Source organism: Cupriavidus sp. 2KB_3 (assembly GCF_052115685.1).
GTDB classification, from domain to species: Bacteria; Pseudomonadota; Gammaproteobacteria; order Burkholderiales; family Burkholderiaceae; genus Cupriavidus; species Cupriavidus campinensis.
On the sequence record NZ_JBFRHD010000019.1, the window covers coordinates 128,128 to 149,963 of the forward strand.

The following is a 21,836-nucleotide window of genomic DNA, read 5'->3' on the forward strand; positions in this document are numbered from 1 at the left end:
ATCGTCATGTGGCTGGCGTAAAATCGCTGGCAACGAGAAAGGAGCAGAGACACATGACGGAGTTTGGATCGACGCAGGCAGTGGCGGAAGTGATGACCGAGGAGCGTGGCGGGGTGGCGTACCTGACGCTGAACCGCCCGCAGGCGCTGAACGCGCTGTCGCTGGAGATGATTCGCGCGATCACGGACGCGCTGACGCGCTGGGAGGGCGATCCGGCGGTGCACGCGGTGGTGGTGGCGGGCGCGGGTGGCAAGGCATTCTGCGCCGGCGGCGACATCCGCTGGTTCCACAAGGCCTGGCACGCGCAGGACCCGCTGCTCGACCAGTTCTTCGTCGAGGAATACGCGCTCAACCACCTGATTCACCGCTACAAGAAGCCCTATATCGCGTTGATGGACGGCGTGGTCATGGGCGGTGGCATGGGCATTTCCCAAGGTGCCCGCCTGCGCATCGTCACGGATCGCACGAAGATGGCGATGCCCGAGACCAATATCGGCCTGTTCCCGGACGTGGGCGGTGGCTGGTTCCTTGCACGCACGCCGGGCCGGCTGGGCGAGTACCTGGGGCTGACCGGCACGGTCATCCACGCCGCCGATGCGCTGTACGCGCGTCTCGCGGATGCCTACCTGCCCGCTAACGCGCTGGCCGAGATGGTGGCGGCGCTGCAGGCGGCCCGGTTCAGCAGCCCGGAGGCGGTGCTGGCGCACATCGCCAGGTTCACGGACCAGCATGCGGCGGCCTGCCAGCCGGCCGACAGCAGCCTCGCACGGCTGTCGGACCAGATCGACGCCACGTTTGCTGGCGCGACGGTGCCGGCCATTCTCGCGACCGTCAGCGATGCCGAAGGCGACTGGGCCGCCCAGACCGCCGCGATGCTGCGCAGCCGCTCACCGCTGATGCTGTGCGTGACGCTCGAGCAGATTCGCCGTGCGCGGTCGATGTCGCTGGACGAAGAACTGCGCATGGAGCTGGACATGATGTACCACGTCTTCCGCATTGGCGAGAAGGTGGAGGGCATCCGCGCGCTCGCCGTGGACAAGGACCACCAGCCCAAATGGCAACCGCCGCGGCTCGACGACGTGAGCGCGACGCGTGTGCGATCATTCTTCGACAGTCCGTGGCGGCGCGAGGAACATCCGCTGGCCAGTCTGGCTCGATAGACAGCACGGGCAGGGCGACATGCCCCGCCCGGATTTTCGCTGCATCCGTTGCAATCCGTTGTACTTCAACCGTCAACAGTGAAAGGAAGCCGTGATGAGCAATCCTCGTGATGTCGCCGTAGTAGTGGGAAGCCTGCGCAAGGAGTCCCTGAACCTGAAGCTGGCCAAGGCGCTGGCGGCGCTGGCGCCGCCGCAGTTGAAACTGGATATCGTGGAGATCCGGCAACTGCAGATGTACAACCAGGACGACGACGACAATCCACCGGCCGAGTGGGTGGCGTTCCGCGATCGCATCCGCCGCGCGGACGCGGTGCTCTTCATCACGCCCGAGTACAACCGCTCGGTGCCAGGTGTGCTCAAGAACGCCATCGACGTGGGCTCCCGCCCATACGGGCAGAGCGCCTGGGATGGCAAGCCAGGCGGTGTAATTAGCGCATCGCCGGGTGCCATCGGCGGTTTCGGCGCCAATCATCACCTGCGTCAGTCGCTGGTATTCCTCAATGTCCCGGTGTTGCAGCAGCCCGAGGCCTATATTAGCGGTGTCGACAAGCTGTTCGACGCGCAGGGCGGGATTGCGAACGAATCGACACGCGGTTTCTTGAGCAAATACCTCACGACGTTTGCCAGCTGGATCGACAAGAACGCTGCCCCCTGATCCAGGCAGGGACGGTAGGGTCAGTCCAGTCCTACATAGCGAAGCGGGGCGGCTCCGACATCGCCGGCAGGTGCCTGTTTCTATAGTGGAGTCAAGCCCACTACAGATACACAGGAGGAAAACCATGCCGTACATCGTCGCGTGGCTACTCGGCGTCCCGGCCTTCGTGCTGGTTCTGATCTGGCTGTTCATGCATTGATGCACACGCATCACGAGCAAGACCCAAACGGCGCCTTCGGGCGCCGTTTTCTATGTCGCGCAGCCTTGCGTGTGCTGCCTGGGCATCCCCTGTCGATGCCCCGCAAACCACGTATACTGCGGGTCTCCCGATGGCCGGGCTTTGTCCCCAGCCTCCATCCGCTATCCCAAGACCCGCATGACCGTAAAGCCCCGCCGCATCTCTGTGGCCCCGATGATGGATTGGACTGATCGCCATTGCCGCACCTTTCATCGTGCGTTGAGCCGGCACACCTGGCTCTACACCGAGATGGTGACGACTGGCGCGCTGCTCCATGGCGATGTGGCGCGGCACCTTGACTTCGACGCCGCCGAGCAGCCCGTGGCGCTGCAACTGGGCGGCAGCGAGCCTGCGGACCTCGCCCAGGCTGCAAAGCTGGGCGAGCAATGGGGTTACAAGGAAATCAACCTCAACTGCGGTTGCCCGTCGGAGCGCGTGCAGCGGGGCGCTTTTGGTGCTTGCCTGATGGCGGAGCCAACCCTGGTGGCAGATTGCGTTCAGGCGATGCGCGATGCGGTGACCATTCCGGTGACGGTCAAGCACCGGATTGGTATCGATACGATCGAGCACTACGATTTTGTCCGCGATTTTGTCGGTACGATTGCTGACGCGGGGTGCGAGACGTTTATCGTCCATGCGCGCAACGCGATATTGAAGGGCCTGAGCCCGAAGGAAAATCGAGAAATCCCGCCGCTCCGTTATGAGGTTGCTTATCAGCTAAAACGCGAGTTTCCAAAGCTCGAGATTCTGATCAATGGCGGCGTCGTGACCTACGACGAGATCGCCGAGCACCTGCAACACGTGGACGGCGTGATGATTGGCCGCGAGGCGTATCACCAACCGTATTTCCTTTCGGAAATGGATGCGCGGTTCTATGGCGCGAGCGCGCCCATCCCAGATCGGCAGGAGGTGGAATTGGCAATGCAGGACTATATCGGCGCTTTCGTAGAGCGGGGCGGCTACATGGGCGCCGTTACGCGGCACATGCTGGGCTTGCATCGGGGCATCCACGGTGGCCGGGGCTGGCGTCGTGTGCTGTCAGATGCACGCCGGATGCATGCCGCGCGCAGCCGCATGGCCGTGGATGCGCTCTTCGAGGAAGCCCGCAGTCATCTGCGTCCGGACCTGCTTGAGGCAGCCTGATCGGCCCAGTTGGGTCGAGGGAAGACTCTAATTTCGAACGATCGTTCTATGCAGGGTACCCGGGCGGGCGGGCGCAGCGGTGTATTGGGCAGTCGGTGGCGCTGAATCCCGCACCACCAAAGGGATTCCCCTAATTCGCCGCTTGGCGGCCACCTTCTTACACTGTGCTTGCCCTCGAATACAGGGCTTTCTTCAACTGATTATTGGGCCCGCCGTGTGCGGGCTCTTTTTTTGTCCACCACACTTGGGTTTGCCCGAATAGTGCTCACGATCTGGGCCAACTACATTGACTCTGCCTTCAGGGCATTGAGATCGCTAATTTAAGAGTCCGCTACGGCGGGCTCTTTTTTTTGCCCTGGCATCTGTGCATCCCCCAAAAAAAGCAGGCGACTCTTGGTTACCAAGGCCGCCTGACGGGAATGTCGAGGGGGGTCAATGTCCCTCGCGAAAGAGTATCTATCAGCACCAATTGCGCCAGAACCCTGCGTTGGTGGGGCGCCCCGCGTTTTTCGTGCGGTAGTCGATAGACATTTTGAGTTGGCGAAATCGTGTTCGATGTTCCACGCTATAGAGATTCGCGTGCCTGAAAGTAGGTAAGCGACGTTTTCGTCATGTTACGATGCCGTCAATGCCGCGACAGTCGGCATGTGGCCTGTGAATCCTGCGCAAGCGGGATTTCGGTGGGGGAAAAGCAAGTGGGCTGGCCGGTTCTCGGCGTCGCAGTGCGTGCACGAGCACGGGCCGGCGCGATGGATCGGAAGCGAGCCCTGGGGGTACACATGGTGGATGGGGAAGAGCCATTCGGCGAAGTCTTTGAGGACTTCCGCCTGATCTGGGTGGCCGAGCGTCTGCAGGACGGTAAATGGACTGCGCGGTATTGCTGGCATGCTGGCACGTCAGTGGAAGCAGGCAAGGCATTGCAGAGGGATGTGCTCAACGGCAAGTCCCGGCGACTGCTCGGCTTGTTCCCGAGCGAGGCCGAGACCGTTGCCGCGATCAAGGAGGCAGTGCTGCTGGAAGCGAAGTGGCACGGCAGTCGATAGGGCAGGTGAGGAAGGTGAAATTTTTTTGTGCGGAATACTAGCCATCCTCTGAAGATCCTTGTAGAATCTTGTTTTTCGTTGAACGGCAACGCCGGTTAGCGGAAGCGCCAGCGGCAAGCTGGCAAAACCTCTACGGTGGCTGTAGCTCAGTTGGTAGAGTCCAGGATTGTGATTCCTGTCGTCGTGGGTTCGAGTCCCATCAGCCACCCCAAAATTCTGTTTCGCGCCAATGAGTTACCCGCACTGCTGCGGTTCTTGATGCGAACTTTCCAACGAAAACGGAAATTTTCCAACGGCGCCCCTCGGCGCCGTTTTTCGTTTTCTACTCCGTAGCGGCCGCCCGCTTCACCTTCCGACGGTCGTAATGCCGGTGCGTCGTGGCCGGGTTTGCGTGGGCCGCGAAGTCGTAGGCGTCTGCCGACCGCCGCTCCAGCTTCGACGTGATGGCCGCCGGCCGGATGTCCATGGTCGAGAAATACTCTGGGTGATCCGCGATCGAGTATTCCGGCCGTTCCTCGGTCGTCTCAGCCCCTTTCTGTTTCCTTCGCTCGGCCTCGTACCGGCGTGCCGCCTGGAGAGCAATGGCGGCCTCCCGGTCGAACGTGGCGATCCAATCCCACATGGCATCCTGCCAGACCGAATTCCATCCGCTCTTGCTGTACGGCTGTCCCCGGCGGTTGGGGAACAGGTACAGGCTCTGGACGACGAATTTCTTCGTCGACGTCTCCACGGGCGTGCGCCGGGCGCGCTCCACCACAACCTGGAGCCGCGTCGACCATTCCCGCACCTTGACCACCTCCGCCTCGCCTTTCTTCCGCTTCGCGCTGATCACGCGCACGCCGTCCTGGCCCAGCCCTGACAGGCGGTACGGACGGATCTCGGCTGCGCGGAAGCCGGTCAGGTAGGTGAACATGGCCGCGCACCCCATCGTGCGGTACGCCTGACCTTGCCGGATCGCCCAGAGGTAGAAGCGCACCACCTGGCTGCGCGATACGGTCCGGACGTCCTTGTCGCCCTTGTTGAGCATCAGGCCCACGAACGGGTTCGTGTCGATCAGCCCCCAGCGGATGGCGTAGTTGCAGATCGTCGACATCAGTGACAGCTCTTTGTTTGCCTTCATCGGCGCGCCCGCCTTGGCGCGAGCCTCCAGGTACTGGTAGCCGTGCTGCGAGCGGAGGCCGGCGGGTGCCATCTTCCCGAAGAACAGGATCAGGTTCGCGTACTCGCCCGCGCGCACCGCCTTGCCGTCCTTGGACTGGTCGCGGTAGTGCGTCGGCTCCACTTCCGTCTGGAAGCGCCCAATGAGGTCGGCGACGGATCCCACCACGATCTGTCCGGCCTGGATGTCCAGGGCCTTGCGCTTGGCCGCATGCTCAGCCTCGGCGATTGCCTTCCTGTCGCCTAGCGGCGCGGTGGCCAGCGTCTCGCTCTTGCCGTCCGGGTACTGGTAGTAGAACGAGACCTTCCGGGCGCCGATGTACTTGTACAGTCGGTCGACGCCGGTGCGCTCCTTACGCGAAGGCCCCGAGGTTCGGCGTGCATTCATATTTTGCGTGGCCCTTCGATTCCTCGATGCCCAGTTTTCGGTTGTAGTAGGCCCGGGCCACTTTGGGCAACCCGTTCTTGTCGATGACGTAGCGCCAGCGGTGGCGATCCAACCACTTTGTCATCTCGTGGCGCTGGTTGGGTTTGCATCCCACCAGATCCGCCAGCTCGGCCGCAGTCAGGAAGTCATTCATCTTTCCCTCCTCATCTGTCCGATCGCGCCGCGGCGGCGCGCAGGGATTCAAGAAACGGCGCGGCCTTGGCCGCGCGGCGGGCGATCTCGGCCTTGATCGCTCTATCCAGGGCAGCAGGATCGTCTGCCATGCATTTGTGGCGCTCGCACAGTTCGGCGCGGTAGTCCGTGACGGGATTCCAGCTCCGCGCCAGATAGACGATCAGGGCTCCGGGGCGGGCATCCTCGGGCGGGCACAGACGGCACTTGTTCTGGTAGCTGCGCTCGCCAACCGGGCGGGCGTTGCGGATCTGTGGGTACTTCGCGCGTTCAGCGGCCACTTGGCCGTCTGTCAGTGCCTCAGCGGCCAGCTGCAGGGCGAGTAGGGTGGGGAAACGCTGGTCGGGCAAGGCGTCGAGCCAATACGCCTCCATGAAGGGTTCGCCAAGCGACTCGCGTCGGGCCTCAAGGTGGACGCCAAAGCCTTCCTGATCGGCATAGCGGTAGAACGCAAAGCCCTTGGCGCCGTGGCCGTGGGCGGACGAATATAGCGTCAGTTTGTCCGGAATGATCATGCTAGGATCTCCTCCAAAAAAATGGAGGGTCTGGTATGCGGGTCTGGAGAATGGTAGTTGGGGCGCTTGGTGCCGCGCTCGGCGTCGTAGCACTGTCGCTTGCTGGCGCCACATCGTTGGGCACTAGATGCTATGACCCTAGCCTGATGGCCAGTTGGGTGCAGGCGGTGGGCTCCATCGCGGCTATCGGGGCTGGCGCATGGTTTATCCAATATCAATCTGAACTTGCTCGCATCAAACGCCGGAAGGCTCTTCTTGCGATTCTGGACGTGGCGATCGATACGTTGGCCAAGGAAAAGAGCATTCCGGAAGATGACCTGCTGGCCGGCATTCAGATGGTCAACATCAATCTCCACCGGACAGCCTACATTCGTGGCGCGCTTTCGGCCATTCCTCTTCATGATCTGGAGTCGGCTGAGCATGTCGCTTTGGTTGAGGACGCCATAGAGATATTGCGTGCCGCGGAGCGGCATGTTGAGGCTCTGGGTGGACCTATCGCTGGAGAGCGAGTTACGGCCGGTATCGGCAAAGCCTACAGGGAGAGGTACGCCAGGATGCGGGAGATCAAAGCGCTTATTGAACGCGACAGATGATGTGGAAGTCATGACGTCTCACTGGTTGGCACCCAAGGCCTTCTCCGGGTTTATTTGATAGAGTGCCGGCGCACACCGGTGACGCCAGGGGGCAGCGCCGGGCCGTCCGAACCGTCGAGGAAATCGGCATTGGATTGGCCAGTCACTTTCAGGTATGGCAACAGTCTTCACGCTGTTAGTGTCAGAGCTGAGTTACCGCTTGATCGAGTTGCCATTGAGGACTCGGGGAGCAAGCCGTTCCGCGGCTATTGAACGGGACGGGGCGCCCAAAGCTGTCGCTCAGGTCAACGTTTGAGCCTCGCCGGCGGGACCACCCCGGGGCGCTTCATGGCATCTAGAACGACTTCCACTAGCACCATCCCGTCGATGTCCACCTCATACAGCGTGCGGCCGCACATCGGGCAGGGCGCCCTTGTCGGAACGGTCTCGCCACGCAGTCCAAGGTGGAACTCCGAGATTTCCACGGTCGTGCCGCAGATGCACTCGACCTCTTCGATGACATTCATAGTCTTCCCCTTGCAGCGGTTCGCCGCCGCGTCGAGGATAGTCCCTTCGCCGGCCCCGCGAATCGCCCGAAAGGGCCAGAAGATTTTGGATCGTCAGATGCTGAACTCGGGTATCCCCGCTTTCTACTTCATGGCCTGGCCCGCCTTGCGCGGGCCCACACGCCGCACTTGCTGATCGGGAGCCCTCCGGATCGAGCCGCCAAGCACGCGGCGCCGGCCGGCAGAGTATCGGGCCAGACCGTCGCCGAAGCGCGCGGCATGGGCCTTAGCCCTTAACGTCGCGCGGGTCATGGCCGAACGAATTCCGCTCGCGGATCTGGCCGTCCCGGCCATGAATGATCAGTTCCACCTTGTCGTTCTTCGCCTTCTCGGTGCCAGCGGCTATGGCTTCTTCTTGGCTCGGGTAGTGCGATGTCGCGCCGTCAGTGCCCTCGACCTCGACTGCCCAGCCATTGCGCTCGGTGGGTACTATGTGGATGTTCGCTGCCATGATTGTCTCCTGAGTTCGTCAGGACAGTCTCACGCTGCCGCGTGCCCGCGCGCTATCCGTCCGGGTCCTACAAAAAGAAGGCGCCGCGGTCCGGGGGAGAGCGCGGCGCAAGGATGCAAAGGGATGCCGTTGCCGGCATCTGAACGATAGGCGGGCGCTGAATTTTCCACATCGCCTGAAAGGGTTAGGAGATTCTGGCAGGTCAGAATCGGCTTGCGAAGTAGAAAAGAGACGTGCTGATCATTGGCGAACCGGCTCTCTAGACGCCCAAGGGGCAAATATCGGGCGAGAAAAGCCGGCGCATGGCCGGCTGAATTGGATCGCCATGGGCGCGGGCGTCCGACTAGACGTCCAGCTGTCCAGGTGTAATGCCGAGTGCTGCGGCGATCTTCTCGCGGGTGGCCTTGCGCAACTTGCCGCCGCCGTTCTCCATTTCGTTATAGGCCGGCTGGCTGATGCCCATTCTGGCCGCCACTTCTTTTTGTGTCAGGTCCAGGTGCTCTCGCCAGGCGCGAACGGGAGACAGGTCATCGACTAGCATGCGGCGGGCGACCTCATGTGGCACCAGGTCATTGTCCTGGTCACGTTTCGCGAGGTAGTCGGCGTACGGAATCACCACGAAGGCGGGGCGGCCTTCCGCGTCATTGATGATCTGGATGTTTTGAGATTTTTCCATCTTGGTCCCTCTGTCTTGAGGCGGGCTATCTAAACGGGCCGGTTTCCAGCCGGCCCATCTTTCAGTAAGTGTCCTCGTTTCGGATCTTCACTTCCTGCACTTCTACGATCCTTATCTCGCCATCCCAGTCAAACAACACCCTGTAGTTTCCAGCTCTGAGGCGGTACCCGTACCGGTGTTTCGTTAGCGCTTTGACATTCCGTGTGTCTGGCATCCCCTTCAGTGTCTCTACCGCTTCGGTTATCGTGGTTCGAGTCGGCTTGTCCAGCTTTCTCGCCTGCTTCAGTGCCTTTGGTGCCCATCGGATCGCGTTGTCCATGGGTTGTATTATAGGTTAAAAATAGTGTTAAGCAAGAGAAAAATAGGGATATATTAGGTTTTTTGGCGGGAGGAGGTGGTAAGCGGGCGCCAGAACGGCGGGCGCATTGTGAAAGGGGGGGGCAGCGTTTGAACCGATCGGGCGAGACGGAACTACGGCCATCTCACGCTGAGCCAGTCAGGTGAGCAAAGACCCAACGTGCCTCTATGAAGACTCGTGGTCTCTATCCCAGCCGTCCGCCTCGAGCCCCTCAATAACCGCCGTGTAATAAGCAACGGCCAGGCGGGCCATATTGGCCAAGGATACCGGCGCCGCCTCCGCCACCATTGCCTCGCTGGGGTACAGCCGCAGAAAACTGCGCGCTACCTCTGGATCCCGGCATGATAGCCAGTCGTCCCATTGCGGGCGTGGCAGGATTACGATCCCGCGCTTTTCATCGCCGGGTTTGTGGAAGCGCTTCATCAGAGGGTGAGCGTCGGCATTGAGCGTCGGCATGGTGAACGACACCGTGCCATCGGGCCAAGCACTCCACAGGCCAGCAATGGCAAAAGGCTCGCCGCCCGGCAGGCTGATCTTCCATCGCACTGCCTTTCCCGTCTCCCAGTTCGGCTCGTAGAACGCCGTCGCTGGTATTAAGCAGAGCTGCCCTGCCTTCCAGTGCCTCGCGAAGGAGGTTTTTGCGCCGATGGTCTCCATCCGTGCATTGGCTGTTGGGAAGAAGCGCACTCCCGGTGCGATCTTGGCCTTCGGCACCATGCTGAATGACCCAAGCACGCACTCGCGGCCCACATCGACGCCGTCTCTAACGATCCCTGTTTCAGCGCTTCGAATGATCGGGGCGGGGTAGTCTGGCCACGCCTCGGCCTTCCATTCGCCCGCCGGCGGCTCGACGCCGAAGATGTCGCGCAGGACCTGGCGCTGGACTGGGGCGTAGTTGACGCACATGCGGTTCTCCGGCGGCGGCGGGGTAGGGCAGACGGTAACGCAACGGCCCCGTCAGGCCGGGTCGTCAGGCCTGACCGGTTCCGCCCGATACGCGGACCAGAAATAGTGAGAATGCCGGTGGTGGCGAACGCGCTTCTTTTCAATGAAGAGTCGGACCTTGCCGGCGGGGCCGGCGTCAATCTCCACCTCATGGTGGGCCGTTGCGTCAGCGGTAGCCGGTGGCAGCGTGGCCAGGCCGGCGGCGATGTAGTCGCCTTGGACGCGGCCCAGAATTCCGTGCGCTTGGTTAGGCACTTCCGAAGATGCGGGGGACCGCAGGTGGCACTTGGCCGCAAGCTTGCTGTTGCCCATGATGATAGGTGGATATACTGTATAAATATACAGTATTGCATCTCCACTGGATTCCAGCCGCCTGCACCGCCGCCTTCTACGTCGTCTGGGATCGGATCGCCTGTCGTACTTGCTCGCCCTTGTTGATGACGGCCGCGTCCAAATTGCTGGGGTTCGAGTCGCTGGCCAGCAACCTTCTCCAGTGGCTATTTTCCTGGGATCGCAGCGATGTCCCTCTTGAAACTCTTATGCTGTTCTTCGAGCGCGTCGCGCATCTTGTCTCCGCCGATAATATCGTGGGCCGTATGCGCCATTTGCAGGAGTGCTTGGGTCGGAATTACTACCGTGACAGACGGCCTAGGAGTTACGTTAGGCACACCATCGTCCAATCCAAACGTCAATTTGCTTACGTAGGGGCCAATCTGCATTTGCGCGATTTGATCAGCGTAGAACATCTCCGGGGCCGCTAGGTGAGGGGTTCCCGACGGCATGATGTTTGATTTTCCTGGCATGACTTACTCTTTAATTAATTTGCTGTGGGGTCCGTAAGGGGCAGCGTAAAGCGCCTCCGGGCTCAGGTCTTCGCTTTCGATGGCGAGTTGGCGGTAGGAAATGAAGCGGACCGACAAAGCGCAGTCGAGAGCATGAGCAATTTTGATGAGTGTCTCAATATTTGGGAGCCCACTCATGGGGTCCTCCAGTCGTGACACCGCCGATTGTTGGGTACCGATAGCATCCGCCAACTGCCGTTGACTCATCCCTCTACATTGCCGGTTTGCGCGAATCTGCCAAGCAACGCCTTGCTCGATCGACTCTTCTAGATACGCTTGACGGTACTCAACTTCATCCCACTCCATTGGAAGCGAGAGACGTTGTGCCGTGGTCGAGAAGTGTATTTGCCGGAATGTTGTCGGATCCGTGTGAGCAGGGGGCGCAACGACCTGATACTGGTTTTGTCTTGTTTGTGAAGTCAGAAGCACACTTGTCCCGACTGTCACTTGCACGTTTGAGGTAATCGCTTGGGTCATATTTACCGTCCTTTTCAGTGCCACCGAGCGTAAAAACGAAGCACGTATGTGGATCGTAGAAGTGACCGAAAAGACGCAATTGAGTTCTATTCTCGTCTTTGAATCGTATCACATAAATGTGATGGCCCAATGAGCTTGCGTGCGGTCGGTCTCACTCGGCTTTCGGCTGATCCCGAAGGTGATCTAAGGCTCGCGCCATGCTAGCGCGGGCGCGCACGGAAACATGATCTTTTGACCACTTTTCAATCACATCTCTGGACGATTCAGTGATGTACTGGTGAAAATTCCAGCGCCCCGGTTGCCCCATTGCTATGTCTCATTCTTGGATGAATCAAGACATTATGGCCGTTGAGTGACGCCTGCCATTCCCGTCTAAAGTGGGATATGGAACCTCACGACCCGGCCGTGGCACGGTAGGTCAGGGGACGGGGGCGCCGATGCGGAATCGAAGACGGCGGGCCTGGCGGCCCACCGGGTACCACGGTATCGCGGCGCCTATCTCGTGGGAATACTCACCGAAAAACACGAAAAATCCCGTTTGTTTTGGACCTTCGGTATTCCCACGAGCTCCCCGCAAAGCCACGCTGCGCATGGCTTGAGGCATCAGATTGTGATTCCTGTCGTCGTGGGTTCGAGTCCCATCAGCCACCCCAAATTGCTTAACAAAACGGCCATTTCTCAAGTGGCCGTTTTGCTTTTCTACGCGCGTGTTGTCAGTTGGCCAGGCTTAGGGCGAAGTGCCACCTTGCTTCTCCTCCGGAAAATTGTAGAGATGGGTGTTGTCCGGCGTCTCGCCGATCTTTGTGCCGAGCGGGTCAAAGACGGCATGACGGCGGAACTTCTCGCTGTCCGATTTGGCGCTGGTCTTGGCCAGTTCAGCGGCTTGCCGATAGGGCGTCGGTTCCTTGTCCTTCTCGATCTCCAGCAGCAGCGTCTGCTCGTTCACGCGCACGCTGAACCGGCCCAGGTTGTAGAACAGGTACATGGCATAAAGATTGTCGAAGTCGCGATAGGCGCCTTGTTCCCTGCGGAAATCGAGGGACAGGACGGAGGGGAAGCGGTTGGGCAGGTCCTTGAATGCCACTTTCTCCTCTTCACGAGGTTCCACATAGGTGGAGTTGCTGTACTTTTTGTACAGCACCACGTCCATGCCGTAGCCCCGCTTGCCCCATTCCTTGATTAGCTTCATCGCCATCTCCGTGGGAATGTTCGCGGTCGCGGCTGCTACCACGCGCCGCCCGGACAGGACTCTGGGACTCTTTATCGCCAGATCCTTGTAGCCGGCACCGTACTTGAATGCGGCACCGATAGTTTTGGCGCAGTTCAGGCGCAAATAATCGTACTGGATCGTGCCGCTGTGATATTCGGTGCTCGTTGCCCGTCGATGGTAATCGTCATTGATGCGGCGGAAGTAATCGACCAGCGAGTGCTTTTCCCGACTGGGCACGCCGAAGACCCGCACACCAATCACTGACCGCTTGTAAATCTCGCCATAGTCGAGGCCGAACATCGTCGTTTCCGCGATGGAGGAAGCCGTCTTGAACAGATATTCCTTCTTAGGGATGCCGGCCATCAGATCGGCGGTGTAAAAGTCATTCTCGTGTTTGGGCGAGCGGTCGGCGTAGAAGTTTGCCGAGTAGACGATGTCATCGCCTAGCGCGTCGTCACGGACACCCAGGGCGATATGGCCCGCCGATCCGCCTTTCGATGTCCCGAAGCTGATCAGCAGTTCCAGGTCGTAGGGGGTTTCGTGAAGAAGGGCAGTAATTTGATCGATATTGGCAGGCTCGGGGCCGCCCTTGCTGCCGAATTCGGCAGCGAGCCCCGGCCCCGAAATCAGTGCAGCGACGACCATGAACCATGCCGCCAGCCTTGTGCTCATTGCTTTCCTTACGTAGCCAGTACCCGTCGATTCTTCAACAAAAGAATAATCGCTGATCGGTTCATGTGCCGGAAAACCGTCGGGGCGTGTGTATTGTTAACTTTGTTCCCGGATCGTGTGCGCCAGCACACATAACGACAGGTTTTCGAGAATGATTTTCGCTACGCTTCACGACGGGCCAAATGGTCTAATCCATATCATCTAGGCAATTTCCTACACGAAGCGCGAGGTCATACTGTGGCGGAGCGAATTCGATTCAACCCTGATGTCGCACTGGCGGCATTCGCTGGTGTGATCCCGATGCCGGCCTTGGCTGAGATAAATGCGGCCATCGATCGATCTTTCGGCGAACAGCCTGAGCGTGCCGAGCCATTCGCGATGGCTGAGTTATTGCGCCGCAATGAAGCCTTCCGCAAGCTGGAAGAGATGGTGTGTGCGGAGACCCGGGCCATGGGCGCCACGCTCCTGAAGAAGTCGCTGCGCTGGGACGCATTTCACGTGATTCGCTGTGCCAGCACGTCAACGCGCAACGAGAGCCATTGCCGCCACTACGATTCGCATCTGCTGACGCTGCTGATTCCGTTGAAGCTCGCTCCCGATGGCGTTTGCAACGGCGATCTGCTGATTTATCACCCGCCGCGCGTGGCGGTGTCCACGATGAGCAATGTTTTCTGCAAGCTTCGCCATGGTATTCAGCGCAATCTGCCGTTCCCGTTCAGAAAATGGCTGACACTTCGCGATCTGCGGCGTGGCCGCTGCAATCGCGTGCCGGTGGAGCCGGGTAGCGTCTATGTCTTCAACGGCTTTGTGCTCCAGCATGCCAATCTGGATGTGGAAGTTGGCGAGCGCCGGTCGTTGCTGATTCACTATTACGATCCCGGCTATTCGGCGGGTCTGAGCGCGACCGTACGGCGCGCGCGCATGCTGTGGGATCGTCTGCGCAAGAACATGACCGGCATGTATCCGGGTTGATTAGCCCGACCCCGGTCGTGAGGCGAAAAAAAACCGGCACTCGGCGGGTCGACAAGTTCCGGTTTCGCGCATCGGCGCCAATGCGCCAGGACTACGGGTGCGCGCCATCGAGTGTAAAGCACCTTCCCAGCCAAATTAAGCGTGCTCTTAATTTCACGTGGTGGGCTCGCAACTGCACTATTTACAATGTTCCCTTGCGGCGCGGATCCGCCGCTCGCGGTTTATGCGTCCAGCTTGCCGGGCATATCCGCAAGCTCCAGCATCCGGCAGATCGCGGCCATGCTGCCGACCATCGTACGACGCTGGGCGCCCTGGTAGACGCGCACGCCCTTGGTTTGGCGGAACGGCACGGGCTTGACCGGGCGGCGGGAAGCGGTGTGGTTGACTTGTAGCATGGCGGCACCTCGAAGTTTGCGACAGCAGGAGTCCGCGCCCGTTATCTGGAGAGAACGGGGCGGCGTTGGCAATGCAAATCTGGGGGACCAGGGCAGGCGGCCGCCTGCCAGGTCTTGGAAATCAGAAGCCCGAGGAGCGGATCAGCCCAACGGCGATGCCTTCCAGGGAAAATTCCTCGCGGCCGGCCTGCACCACGATATTCTCGAAATCTGGGTTCTCGGCGATCAACTCAATCATGTCGCCGCGCCGCTTCAGGCGCTTGACGGTCACGTCGTCGCCGATGCGTGCGACGACGATCTTGCCGTTGGCCGCTTCGCTGGCTTTCCTGACGGCCAGCAGGTCACCGTCGAGGATGCCGGCATCGCGCATGCTCAGGCCCCGCACGCGCAGCAGATAATCAGGGCGATCATCAAATACTGAGGCATCCACCTGATATTGACGGTCGATGTGTTCAGCGGCAAGGATCGGGCTGCCTGCGGCCACTCGGCCCACGAGCGGCAGCGTCAATTGCATCACGCCGGCCATCGGTAGTGAAAACTGGTCCGGCATCTCCGAATCGCTGCGTGCCACCTTGAGCCGGATGCCGCGCGATGCCCCTGGCGTCAGTTCGATCACACCCTTGCGGGCCAGCGCCCGCAGGTGTTCCTCAGCAGAGTTGGGCGAGGAGAAGCCGAATTCCGACGCGATCTCCGCGCGGGTGGGCGGAATGCCGGTGTGCCGGATCGTGTTGCGGATCAGGTCGAAGATCTGCTGCTGCCGGGGTGTCAGGGTCGCCATGTGTCGCCGATCTCTCGTGCCGAAGCACTGTATGTTTAAACAGTATGCTGTGATTTTATACAGTATCGAGTGAAGTGCAAGCACAATTTGCAGTGACGATGTCGGGCATGCGCGACACCGTTGCAGCGCCAGTGCGCCCGGCGACACGGGTTTGCGAGAGGCGCGGCGTCAGGCGCGCCACAGTTACAATCGCCCGGACCCCGCGCTCATTTCCCTCGATTTTCTCGCTATATGTCTACGTCACTGCCCCGTATCGTCGTGCTCGCCACCGGCGGCACCATCGCCGGCTCATCCGGCAGTTCCGCCAGCACTGCGCAGTACCGGGCGGCGACCGTGCCGGTCTCGTCACTCGTCCAGGCCGTGCCCGCGCTGGGCGAGGTGGCTCGCGTGGAGACGGAGCAGGTGGCCCAGATCGACAGCAAGGACATGGCCTTCAGCCTGTGGGTGACGCTCGCTGCGCGCGTGGAGCACTGGAGTGCGCAGCCCGATGTGGCGGGCGTGGTCATCACGCACGGCACGGACACGCTTGAAGAAACGGCGATGTTCCTGCACCTGACGCACCGGGGTTCGGTGCCGGTGGTGCTGACTGCGGCAATGCGCCCCTCCACGTCGCTCTCAGCCGATGGTCCGCTGAATTTGCTTGACGCGGTGCGCGTGGCGGCAAGCCCGGAGGCGCGCGGGCAGGGTGTACTCGTGGTGCTGAACCAGGAGATTCATGCGGCGCGCGATGTCGCCAAGGGTCATACCTCGGCGGTGGATGCGTTCACGTCGCCGGCGGGCGGTCCGATCGGCTTCGTGCAGGATGCCTACGTGCGCTTCACGCGTGCACTGGTCCCCAATGATGCGCCTGCGCTGCCCGTGCCCGCAGCGTGGCCGCTGGTCGAGATCGTGGCGAGCTATGCCCAGCCGGGCAGGGTGGCCGTGGATGCGATGGTCTCGGCCGGCGTGAAGGGGTTTGTGGTGGCGGCTACCGGCAATGGCTCGGTCCATGAGACGCTGGGCGACGCGCTGGCCGATGCGGCCGCACAGGGGGTGGCCGTGGTGCGAAGCTCGCGCACGGGCGCCGGCCATGTGGCGGGGCCGGGACGCCCGCGCCCGACCTCGGGCGAATTCGCCTCTGCCGGCAATCTCAATCCCTACAAGGCGCGTGTGCTGCTGCTGCTGGCGCTGGCGGCGGATGCGTCGCTTGGCTCTGATCCGACTCGCCTGCAAGCCGTTTTCCGACAATACTGAGGGATTCCCGCCGTGCGGCCGGGATGGCGGCTTGCGTGCTGGCCCGGAACCGGGCTATACTCGCGGGCTATTCAACCTTGCCACACCGGACATGGCGCCCGGGTGGCTACATCCAAAAGGAGCGTCAATGCGTCATTACGAAATCGTATTTATCGTCCATCCGGACCAAAGCGAACAAGTGCCGGCGATGATCGAGCGTTACAAGCAGCTCGTCACGTCGCAAAACGGCCAGGTTCACCGCGTGGAAGACTGGGGCCGCCGTCAGATGGCCTACATGATCCAGAAGCTGGCCAAGGCTCACTACGTTTGCCTGAACATCGAATGCGGCAAGGACACCCTGGCCGAACTCGAGCACGCCTTCAAGTTCAATGACGCCGTGCTGCGTCACCTGATCGTGCAGACCAAGAAGGCCGAGACCGCTCCTTCGCCGATGATGAAGGAAGTGCAGCGCGAAGAAGCCCGCAAGGCCGCGCAAACGACCACGGAAGGCCAGGCTGCCTGAATGCAGTCTGCGGTGCCGGTCGTGGCAGGCGAAATCCACCACGGCAGGCCAGGTAGCGAGAGCGGGGGAGCACAGCGGTGAACCAGTTAAGGCTGACCGCCACCCTCGCGGAGCGCGATGCGCTGCGCTACACCCCGGCCGGCGTGCCCGTCGTCAACTGCATCCTGCAGCATGTCGGCGAGGTCACGGAGGCGGAAACGCCCCGGCAGGTGGAATTCGCCCTCGCGGCGATGGGGATTGGTCCCGTCGGCCAGCGTCTGGAGCGGTTACCGCTCGGCACGCTGCTCGACTGCGAAGGATTCCTCGCCCGCAGGCACCGCAACAGCAAGGCACTCGTCTTTCACATCACTGGATGTAAAGCATTCGTAAAGGATTGAATCATGGCATTCGTCAAACGTGACAACAAGAACAAGAAGCGCTTCCAGCAACAGAACCCGCTGTTCAAGCGCAAGCGCTTCTGCCGCTTCACCGTGGCTGGCGTGGAACAGATCGACTACAAGGATCTGGACACCCTGAAGGACTTCATCGGCGATAACGGCAAGATCACGCCGGCTCGTCTGACCGGTACCAAGGCTCACTATCAGCGTCAGCTGGATACGGCCATCAAGCGCGCCCGCTTCCTGGCGCTGATGCCGTACACCGACCTGCACAAGAACTGATAGTCCCAGGACCGCAAGGAGAAATACACGATGCAAGTCATTCTGCTGGAAAAAGTCATCAACCTGGGCAACCTGGGCGACATCGTTCGCGTGAAGGACGGTTACGCTCGTAACTTCCTGATCCCGTCGAAGAAGGCGCGTCGCGCCACGCAAACCGCGATCGCCGAGTTCGAAGTGAAGCGCGCCGAGCTGGAAAAGGCCGCCGCCGAGAAGCTGGCCGCCGCCCAAGGCGAAGGCGAGAAGCTGAACGGCCTGACCCTCCAGATCACCCAGAAGTCGGGTGTGGACGGCCGCCTGTTCGGTTCGGTGACCAACGCCGACATCGCCGAAGCCCTGGAAACCCAAGGCTTCAAGGTCGAGAAGGCCCAAGTGCGTCTGCCGAACGGCCCGCTGAAGATCGTTGGCGACCACCCGGTCAGCGTTGCGCTGCACACCGACGTGGTGGTGGACGTGACCGTGTCCGTCCTGGGCGAGCACGTCTAAGCAGCACCGTATCGATGCGCCGGCCCCGGCCGGTGTGTCCGATGCACAAGAAGGCAGGAGCCGCGCTCCTGCCTTTTTTATTGCCGCCGCGCCCTTGGGCCGGGTCCGGCGCCGCTATAATCCCACCCCATGAATGCGCCCGCCGCCGATCCCCAACTAGACAGTCTCAAGGTTCCCCCGCACTCCATCGAGGCCGAGCAATCGGTACTCGGCGGTCTGCTGCTGGATAACGCCGCCTGGGACCGTATTGCCGACTTCCTCTCCGAATCGGACTTCTACCGCTTCGATCACCGCCTCATCTTCCAGAGCATTGCCCGCCTGATCTCCGCCACCAAGCCGGCGGACGTGATCACGGTGTACGAAATGCTCCAGGTGGCCGGCAAGGCCGAGGAGGTGGGTGGGCTGGCCTACCTGAACTCCCTGGCGCAGAACACGCCGAGCGCGGCGAATATCCGCCGCTACGCGGAAATCGTGCGCGAGCGCTCGGTGCTGCGCAAGCTGGTCACGGTGGCGGACGACATCGCCTCGGCCGCCTTCGCGCCAAAGGGCCGCGAGGTCCGTGAACTGCTTGATGAGGCAGAATCCAAGGTTTTTGCGATTGCCGAAGAGGGCTCGCGGGGCCAGAAAGGCTTCCAGGAAATCCAACCGCTGCTGACGCAGGTGGTGGAGCGGATCGATGAGTTGTACCACCGCGATACCGCCACTGACGTGACCGGCGTGCCCACTGGCTTTATTGACCTGGACAAAATGACCAGCGGCATGCAGGCCGGTGACCTGATCATCGTGGCGGGCCGTCCGTCGATGGGTAAGACAGCATTTTCGCTGAACATCGGCGAACATGTGGCTGTGGAGCAGGGTCTGCCCGTGGCTGTGTTCTCGATGGAAATGGCGGGCGTGCAGCTGGCCATGCGTATGCTGGGCTCGGTAGGCCGGCTGGACCAGCACCGGCTGCGTACCGGCCGCCTGCTGGACGAGGACTGGCCGCGCCTGACCCATGCCATCCAGCGCATGAACGATGCGCAGCTGTTTATCGATGAAACGCCGGCACTGAACCCGATGGAACTGCGGGCGCGCTCGCGCCGTCTGGCGCGCCAGTGCGGGCAGCTCGGCCTGATCATTATCGATTACCTCCAGCTGATGTCCGGCTCGGGCGGCGGCGAAAACCGCGCGACCGAGATTTCCGAGATTTCCCGTTCGCTGAAGGGCCTTGCCAAGGAACTCAACTGCCCGGTGATCGCACTGTCGCAGCTGAACCGAAGCCTGGAACAGCGTCCGAACAAGCGTCCGGTGATGTCCGACCTGCGTGAATCGGGCGCTATCGAGCAGGATGCCGACGTGATCCTGTTCATTTATCGCGACGAAGTCTATAACCCCGATTCGCAGGACAAGGGTACGTCGGAAATCATCATCGGTAAGCAGCGTAACGGGCCGATCGGCACCGTTCGGCTCACGTTCCTGGGTCAATTCACGAAGTTCGACAACTTCAGCGGTGGCCCGGCGTTCTTTGACAACGACACCTGATCCCACACGGCGACCCCTGACCGGGCCGTAACCCTGTAAAATATTGCGCTTTGATGACAGCCGCCCAGCGCGGCTGTCGTGCAATCTGCGCCGGCGCGTGCCGGGCTCCCCTTTGCCACACAACCTGACGCGCCAGCGAGCGCGCCACAAGGACATTTCATGTTCGGCCGATTCATGCCCACCGAGGGCAAGTTCTTCGAATACTTCAACCAGCACGCCGATTGCGCGGTGACCGCCGCCCACGAGCTGGAAGCCCTCGTCAACGACCTGCCCAACGCCGAAGCGCATGCCCGGCGCGTGCAGGCCACCGAGAAAAAGGCAGACCGCATCACGCACGACACGATCGATCTGCTGCACAAGACTTTCATCACGCCGCTGGACCGCGACGAGATCCACAAGCTCATCACGACCATGGATGACATCCTGGACCTGATGGAAGACGTGGCCGAGACGATCTCGCTCTACGACGTGACCAGCCTGACCGACGAGGCGCGCCGCCTGGCCACCATCTGCGTGCAGTGCTGCGACCAGGTGAAGATCGCCGTGGGGCTGCTCGAGGATATGGGCAATGCCAGCACGATCCTGAAGACCGCGCAGCAGATCGACCAGCTCGAGTCCGAGGCGGACCGCGTGATGCGCTCGGCCATGTCGAAGCTGTTCCGGGAAGAGACCGACGTGAAGCGCCTGATCAAGTTGAAGGCTATTTACGAGCAGTTGGAAACCATTACCGACAAGTGCGAGGACGTGGCCAACATCATCGAAGGCATCGTCCTGGAAAACGCCTGAGGCGCGCACTCGCATGCAAACCATTCAAATGAGCTTGTGGGTGATCGGCCTGCTGGTCGTGCTCGCGTTGCTGTTCGACTTCATGAACGGCTTCCACGACGCGGCCAACTCGATCGCCACGGTGGTGTCCACGGGCGTGCTGAAGCCGCACCACGCGGTGGCAATGGCCGCCATGTGCAACGTGGTCGCGATCTTCGTGTTCCATCTGAAGGTGGCCGCCACCGTGGGCACCGGCACGATTGACGTCAATATCGTCGATCACTACGTCATCTTCGGCGCGCTGGTCGGCGCCATCGCGTGGAACGTCATCACGTGGTTCTACGGCATTCCGTCGTCGTCGTCGCACGCGCTGATCGGCGGGCTGGTCGGGGCTGCGGTGGCCAAGGCGGGTACCGGCGCGCTGGTTGGCAACGGCCTGATCAAGACCGTGGCCTTCATCCTGATTTCGCCGCTGCTCGGCTTTGTGCTGGGCTCGCTGATGATGGTGGTGGTGGGCTGGACGTTCTTCCGCACGCCGCCGTCGCGCGTGGACCGCTGGTTCCGGCGCCTGCAGCTGGTGTCGGCATCGCTCTACAGCCTTGGCCACGGTGGCAACGACGCGCAGAAGACCATCGGCATCATCTGGATGCTGCTGATCGCGAGCGGGCATGTGGCCACCGGGGCCTCGGGCCCGCCGACCTGGGTAATCGTGAGCTGCTACGTGGCCATTGGCATGGGCACGCTGTTCGGCGGCTGGCGCATCGTCCGGACCATGGGCCAGAAGATCACCAAGCTGAAGCCGGTTGGTGGGTTCTGCGCGGAGACTGGCGGGGCGATTACGCTGTTCATTGCCTCGGCGCTGGGCGTGCCGGTGTCGACGACGCACACGATTACCGGCGCCATCGTTGGCGTGGGTTCGGCGCAGAAGATGTCGGCCGTTCGCTGGGGTGTGGCGGGTAACATCGTCTGGGCGTGGGTGCTGACCATTCCGGCATCGGCGTTCATGGCCGCCATCGCATGGTGGATCGGGCGGCACATCCTCTGACCGGATCGTGCAGAATTAAGAAAGCCAGGCATCGTGAACTGACCCCCAGAAGTTGGACGGTTGATGGCTAGGCCGGAAAGGGCTGAGTCCTGTATTGCACGGGACTCAGCCCTTTTAGTTTGAGCTTGATGCGGTCATGATTGTAGTAGTGAATGTATTGGCGCAGTCCATCCTGCAGTTGCT

Annotated in this window: 27 protein-coding genes and 1 tRNA gene; 15 read left to right on the top strand and 13 right to left on the bottom strand. The window is 61.3% G+C overall.

Going from position 1 to position 21,836, the window contains the following annotated elements:
- Positions 1-53 precede the first annotated feature (53 nt).
- The 5 genes from AB4120_RS20445 to AB4120_RS20465 all read left to right on the top strand — a co-directional run bounded on the left by AB4120_RS20445 (position 54) and on the right by AB4120_RS20465 (position 4,450).
- Positions 54-1,160, top strand: coding sequence for an enoyl-CoA hydratase/isomerase family protein (locus tag AB4120_RS20445; RefSeq protein WP_149135754.1), 1,107 nt, complete (start codon positions 54-56; stop codon positions 1,158-1,160).
- 94 nt (positions 1,161-1,254) lie between these two features.
- The gene (locus AB4120_RS20450) at positions 1,255-1,815 is read left to right on the top strand and encodes an NADPH-dependent FMN reductase (RefSeq protein ID WP_149135755.1); all 561 of its coding nucleotides are present in this window, start codon (positions 1,255-1,257) and stop codon (positions 1,813-1,815) included.
- 376 nt (positions 1,816-2,191) lie between these two features.
- On the top strand, positions 2,192-3,196 hold the full coding sequence (gene dusA, locus AB4120_RS20455; protein WP_149135756.1) for a tRNA dihydrouridine(20/20a) synthase DusA: 1,005 nt from the start codon (positions 2,192-2,194) through the stop codon (positions 3,194-3,196).
- Between the two features lie 779 nt (positions 3,197-3,975).
- Positions 3,976-4,239 (top strand): hypothetical protein, encoded by a 264-nt coding sequence (locus AB4120_RS20460; RefSeq protein WP_369823365.1) that lies wholly within the window; start codon positions 3,976-3,978, stop codon positions 4,237-4,239.
- A gap of 135 nt (positions 4,240-4,374) precedes the next feature.
- A tRNA-His gene (locus AB4120_RS20465) sits at positions 4,375-4,450 on the top strand.
- A 111-nt stretch (positions 4,451-4,561) separates the two neighbouring features.
- Here AB4120_RS20465 and AB4120_RS20470 read toward each other — a convergent pair.
- From AB4120_RS20470 to AB4120_RS20480, 3 genes are read right to left on the bottom strand one after another with little or no spacing between them, the layout of a single operon-like run.
- Positions 4,562-5,785 carry a hypothetical protein gene (locus AB4120_RS20470; protein WP_441642760.1) on the bottom strand — a complete coding sequence of 408 codons (1,224 nt, stop codon included), beginning with the start codon at positions 5,783-5,785 and terminating at the stop codon, positions 4,562-4,564.
- A complete protein-coding gene (locus tag AB4120_RS20475) occupies positions 5,751-5,978 on the bottom strand; it encodes a DUF4224 domain-containing protein (RefSeq protein ID WP_441642761.1) in 228 nt (75 codons plus the stop codon). Before AB4120_RS20475 ends, AB4120_RS20470 begins: the two co-directional genes overlap by 35 nt.
- 10 nt (positions 5,979-5,988) lie before the next feature.
- On the bottom strand, positions 5,989-6,531 hold the full coding sequence (locus AB4120_RS20480; protein ID WP_441642762.1) for a hypothetical protein: 543 nt from the start codon (positions 6,529-6,531) through the stop codon (positions 5,989-5,991).
- A 146-nt stretch (positions 6,532-6,677) separates the two neighbouring features.
- On the opposite strand from AB4120_RS20480, the gene AB4120_RS20485 reads away from it, so the two are divergent.
- Positions 6,678-7,124: a hypothetical protein gene (locus AB4120_RS20485; RefSeq protein ID WP_441642763.1), complete on the top strand. Its 447-nt coding sequence runs from the start codon at positions 6,678-6,680 to the stop codon at positions 7,122-7,124.
- Positions 7,125-7,408: 284 nt separating this feature from the next.
- Here the strand turns inward: AB4120_RS20485 and AB4120_RS20490 are convergent, their stop codons facing one another.
- The 7 genes from AB4120_RS20490 to AB4120_RS20520 form a co-directional block, all read right to left on the bottom strand.
- Positions 7,409-7,630 carry a hypothetical protein gene (locus AB4120_RS20490; RefSeq protein ID WP_441642764.1) on the bottom strand — a complete coding sequence of 74 codons (222 nt, stop codon included), beginning with the start codon at positions 7,628-7,630 and terminating at the stop codon, positions 7,409-7,411.
- A 265-nt stretch (positions 7,631-7,895) separates the two neighbouring features.
- Positions 7,896-8,120 (bottom strand): DUF2188 domain-containing protein, encoded by a 225-nt coding sequence (locus AB4120_RS20495; protein ID WP_441642765.1) that lies wholly within the window; start codon positions 8,118-8,120, stop codon positions 7,896-7,898.
- A gap of 343 nt (positions 8,121-8,463) precedes the next feature.
- Positions 8,464-8,796, bottom strand: coding sequence for a helix-turn-helix domain-containing protein (locus AB4120_RS20500; RefSeq protein WP_441642766.1), 333 nt, complete (start codon positions 8,794-8,796; stop codon positions 8,464-8,466).
- A 61-nt stretch (positions 8,797-8,857) separates the two neighbouring features.
- Positions 8,858-9,115 carry a type II toxin-antitoxin system RelE family toxin gene (locus AB4120_RS20505; protein ID WP_441642767.1) on the bottom strand — a complete coding sequence of 86 codons (258 nt, stop codon included), beginning with the start codon at positions 9,113-9,115 and terminating at the stop codon, positions 8,858-8,860.
- 204 nt (positions 9,116-9,319) lie between these two features.
- A complete protein-coding gene (locus AB4120_RS20510; protein WP_441642768.1) occupies positions 9,320-10,060 on the bottom strand; it encodes an SOS response-associated peptidase in 741 nt (246 codons plus the stop codon).
- Positions 10,061-10,905: 845 nt separating this feature from the next.
- Positions 10,906-11,418: a helix-turn-helix domain-containing protein gene (locus AB4120_RS20515; RefSeq protein ID WP_441642769.1), complete on the bottom strand. Its 513-nt coding sequence runs from the start codon at positions 11,416-11,418 to the stop codon at positions 10,906-10,908.
- A gap of 727 nt (positions 11,419-12,145) precedes the next feature.
- Positions 12,146-13,300, bottom strand: coding sequence for a hypothetical protein (locus tag AB4120_RS20520; RefSeq protein ID WP_149135757.1), 1,155 nt, complete (start codon positions 13,298-13,300; stop codon positions 12,146-12,148).
- Positions 13,301-13,537: 237 nt separating this feature from the next.
- On the opposite strand from AB4120_RS20520, the gene AB4120_RS20525 reads away from it, so the two are divergent.
- Positions 13,538-14,272, top strand: coding sequence for a hypothetical protein (locus AB4120_RS20525; RefSeq protein WP_149135758.1), 735 nt, complete (start codon positions 13,538-13,540; stop codon positions 14,270-14,272).
- Positions 14,273-14,493: 221 nt separating this feature from the next.
- On the opposite strand, the gene AB4120_RS20530 is transcribed toward AB4120_RS20525, so the two are convergent.
- On the bottom strand, positions 14,494-14,667 hold the full coding sequence (locus AB4120_RS20530; RefSeq protein WP_186296933.1) for a hypothetical protein: 174 nt from the start codon (positions 14,665-14,667) through the stop codon (positions 14,494-14,496).
- Between the two features lie 121 nt (positions 14,668-14,788).
- Positions 14,789-15,445 carry a transcriptional repressor LexA gene (gene lexA / locus AB4120_RS20535; protein WP_144200710.1) on the bottom strand — a complete coding sequence of 219 codons (657 nt, stop codon included), beginning with the start codon at positions 15,443-15,445 and terminating at the stop codon, positions 14,789-14,791.
- A gap of 231 nt (positions 15,446-15,676) precedes the next feature.
- Here lexA and AB4120_RS20540 point away from each other — a divergent pair, with 231 nt between their 5' ends.
- From AB4120_RS20540 to AB4120_RS20575, 8 genes are all read left to right on the top strand, one after another.
- Positions 15,677-16,678 (top strand): asparaginase, encoded by a 1,002-nt coding sequence (locus tag AB4120_RS20540; protein ID WP_149135759.1) that lies wholly within the window; start codon positions 15,677-15,679, stop codon positions 16,676-16,678.
- Between the two features lie 127 nt (positions 16,679-16,805).
- Positions 16,806-17,180, top strand: coding sequence for a 30S ribosomal protein S6 (gene rpsF, locus AB4120_RS20545; protein ID WP_061958219.1), 375 nt, complete (start codon positions 16,806-16,808; stop codon positions 17,178-17,180).
- Between the two features lie 77 nt (positions 17,181-17,257).
- Positions 17,258-17,557, top strand: coding sequence for a primosomal replication protein N (priB, locus tag AB4120_RS20550; RefSeq protein WP_149135760.1), 300 nt, complete (start codon positions 17,258-17,260; stop codon positions 17,555-17,557).
- A 3-nt stretch (positions 17,558-17,560) separates the two neighbouring features.
- Positions 17,561-17,839, top strand: a complete 279-nt coding sequence (gene rpsR / locus AB4120_RS20555; protein ID WP_006163606.1) for a 30S ribosomal protein S18 — start codon at positions 17,561-17,563, stop codon at positions 17,837-17,839.
- 30 nt (positions 17,840-17,869) lie between these two features.
- The gene (gene rplI, locus AB4120_RS20560) at positions 17,870-18,322 is read left to right on the top strand and encodes a 50S ribosomal protein L9 (protein ID WP_144200706.1); all 453 of its coding nucleotides are present in this window, start codon (positions 17,870-17,872) and stop codon (positions 18,320-18,322) included.
- Positions 18,323-18,451: 129 nt separating this feature from the next.
- The gene (locus AB4120_RS20565) at positions 18,452-19,843 is read left to right on the top strand and encodes a replicative DNA helicase (protein WP_149135761.1); all 1,392 of its coding nucleotides are present in this window, start codon (positions 18,452-18,454) and stop codon (positions 19,841-19,843) included.
- A gap of 159 nt (positions 19,844-20,002) precedes the next feature.
- Positions 20,003-20,629 (top strand): DUF47 domain-containing protein, encoded by a 627-nt coding sequence (locus AB4120_RS20570; protein WP_092289447.1) that lies wholly within the window; start codon positions 20,003-20,005, stop codon positions 20,627-20,629.
- Positions 20,630-20,642: 13 nt separating this feature from the next.
- On the top strand, positions 20,643-21,653 hold the full coding sequence (locus AB4120_RS20575) for an inorganic phosphate transporter (protein WP_149135762.1): 1,011 nt from the start codon (positions 20,643-20,645) through the stop codon (positions 21,651-21,653).
- Positions 21,654-21,720: 67 nt separating this feature from the next.
- Here AB4120_RS20575 and AB4120_RS20580 read toward each other — a convergent pair.
- A partial coding sequence (locus AB4120_RS20580) for an IS3 family transposase (protein WP_441592170.1) occupies positions 21,721-21,836 on the bottom strand: 116 nt, incomplete at its 5' end.

What these genes read in the sequence shown, in the direction of transcription:
- AB4120_RS20445 (WP_149135754.1), top strand. Translation starts at nt 54, where the DNA reads ATGACGGAGTTTGGATCGACGCAGGCAGTGGCGGAAGTGATGACCGAG.
- AB4120_RS20450 (WP_149135755.1), top strand. Translation starts at nt 1,255, where the DNA reads ATGAGCAATCCTCGTGATGTCGCCGTAGTAGTGGGAAGCCTGCGCAAG.
- dusA (WP_149135756.1), top strand. Translation starts at nt 2,192, where the DNA reads ATGACCGTAAAGCCCCGCCGCATCTCTGTGGCCCCGATGATGGATTGG.
- AB4120_RS20460 (WP_369823365.1), top strand. Translation starts at nt 3,976, where the DNA reads ATGGTGGATGGGGAAGAGCCATTCGGCGAAGTCTTTGAGGACTTCCGC.
- AB4120_RS20470 (WP_441642760.1), bottom strand. Translation starts at nt 5,785, where the DNA reads ATGAATGCACGCCGAACCTCGGGGCCTTCGCGTAAGGAGCGCACCGGC.
- AB4120_RS20475 (WP_441642761.1), bottom strand. Translation starts at nt 5,978, where the DNA reads ATGAATGACTTCCTGACTGCGGCCGAGCTGGCGGATCTGGTGGGATGC.
- AB4120_RS20480 (WP_441642762.1), bottom strand. Translation starts at nt 6,531, where the DNA reads ATGATCATTCCGGACAAACTGACGCTATATTCGTCCGCCCACGGCCAC.
- AB4120_RS20485 (WP_441642763.1), top strand. Translation starts at nt 6,678, where the DNA reads ATGGCCAGTTGGGTGCAGGCGGTGGGCTCCATCGCGGCTATCGGGGCT.
- AB4120_RS20490 (WP_441642764.1), bottom strand. Translation starts at nt 7,630, where the DNA reads ATGAATGTCATCGAAGAGGTCGAGTGCATCTGCGGCACGACCGTGGAA.
- AB4120_RS20495 (WP_441642765.1), bottom strand. Translation starts at nt 8,120, where the DNA reads ATGGCAGCGAACATCCACATAGTACCCACCGAGCGCAATGGCTGGGCA.
- AB4120_RS20500 (WP_441642766.1), bottom strand. Translation starts at nt 8,796, where the DNA reads ATGGAAAAATCTCAAAACATCCAGATCATCAATGACGCGGAAGGCCGC.
- AB4120_RS20505 (WP_441642767.1), bottom strand. Translation starts at nt 9,115, where the DNA reads ATGGACAACGCGATCCGATGGGCACCAAAGGCACTGAAGCAGGCGAGA.
- AB4120_RS20510 (WP_441642768.1), bottom strand. Translation starts at nt 10,060, where the DNA reads ATGTGCGTCAACTACGCCCCAGTCCAGCGCCAGGTCCTGCGCGACATC.
- AB4120_RS20515 (WP_441642769.1), bottom strand. Translation starts at nt 11,418, where the DNA reads ATGACCCAAGCGATTACCTCAAACGTGCAAGTGACAGTCGGGACAAGT.
- AB4120_RS20520 (WP_149135757.1), bottom strand. Translation starts at nt 13,300, where the DNA reads ATGAGCACAAGGCTGGCGGCATGGTTCATGGTCGTCGCTGCACTGATT.
- AB4120_RS20530 (WP_186296933.1), bottom strand. Translation starts at nt 14,667, where the DNA reads ATGCTACAAGTCAACCACACCGCTTCCCGCCGCCCGGTCAAGCCCGTG.
- lexA (WP_144200710.1), bottom strand. Translation starts at nt 15,445, where the DNA reads ATGGCGACCCTGACACCCCGGCAGCAGCAGATCTTCGACCTGATCCGC.
- AB4120_RS20540 (WP_149135759.1), top strand. Translation starts at nt 15,677, where the DNA reads ATGTCTACGTCACTGCCCCGTATCGTCGTGCTCGCCACCGGCGGCACC.
- rpsF (WP_061958219.1), top strand. Translation starts at nt 16,806, where the DNA reads ATGCGTCATTACGAAATCGTATTTATCGTCCATCCGGACCAAAGCGAA.
- rpsR (WP_006163606.1), top strand. Translation starts at nt 17,561, where the DNA reads ATGGCATTCGTCAAACGTGACAACAAGAACAAGAAGCGCTTCCAGCAA.
- rplI (WP_144200706.1), top strand. Translation starts at nt 17,870, where the DNA reads ATGCAAGTCATTCTGCTGGAAAAAGTCATCAACCTGGGCAACCTGGGC.
- AB4120_RS20565 (WP_149135761.1), top strand. Translation starts at nt 18,452, where the DNA reads ATGAATGCGCCCGCCGCCGATCCCCAACTAGACAGTCTCAAGGTTCCC.
- AB4120_RS20570 (WP_092289447.1), top strand. Translation starts at nt 20,003, where the DNA reads ATGTTCGGCCGATTCATGCCCACCGAGGGCAAGTTCTTCGAATACTTC.
- AB4120_RS20575 (WP_149135762.1), top strand. Translation starts at nt 20,643, where the DNA reads ATGCAAACCATTCAAATGAGCTTGTGGGTGATCGGCCTGCTGGTCGTG.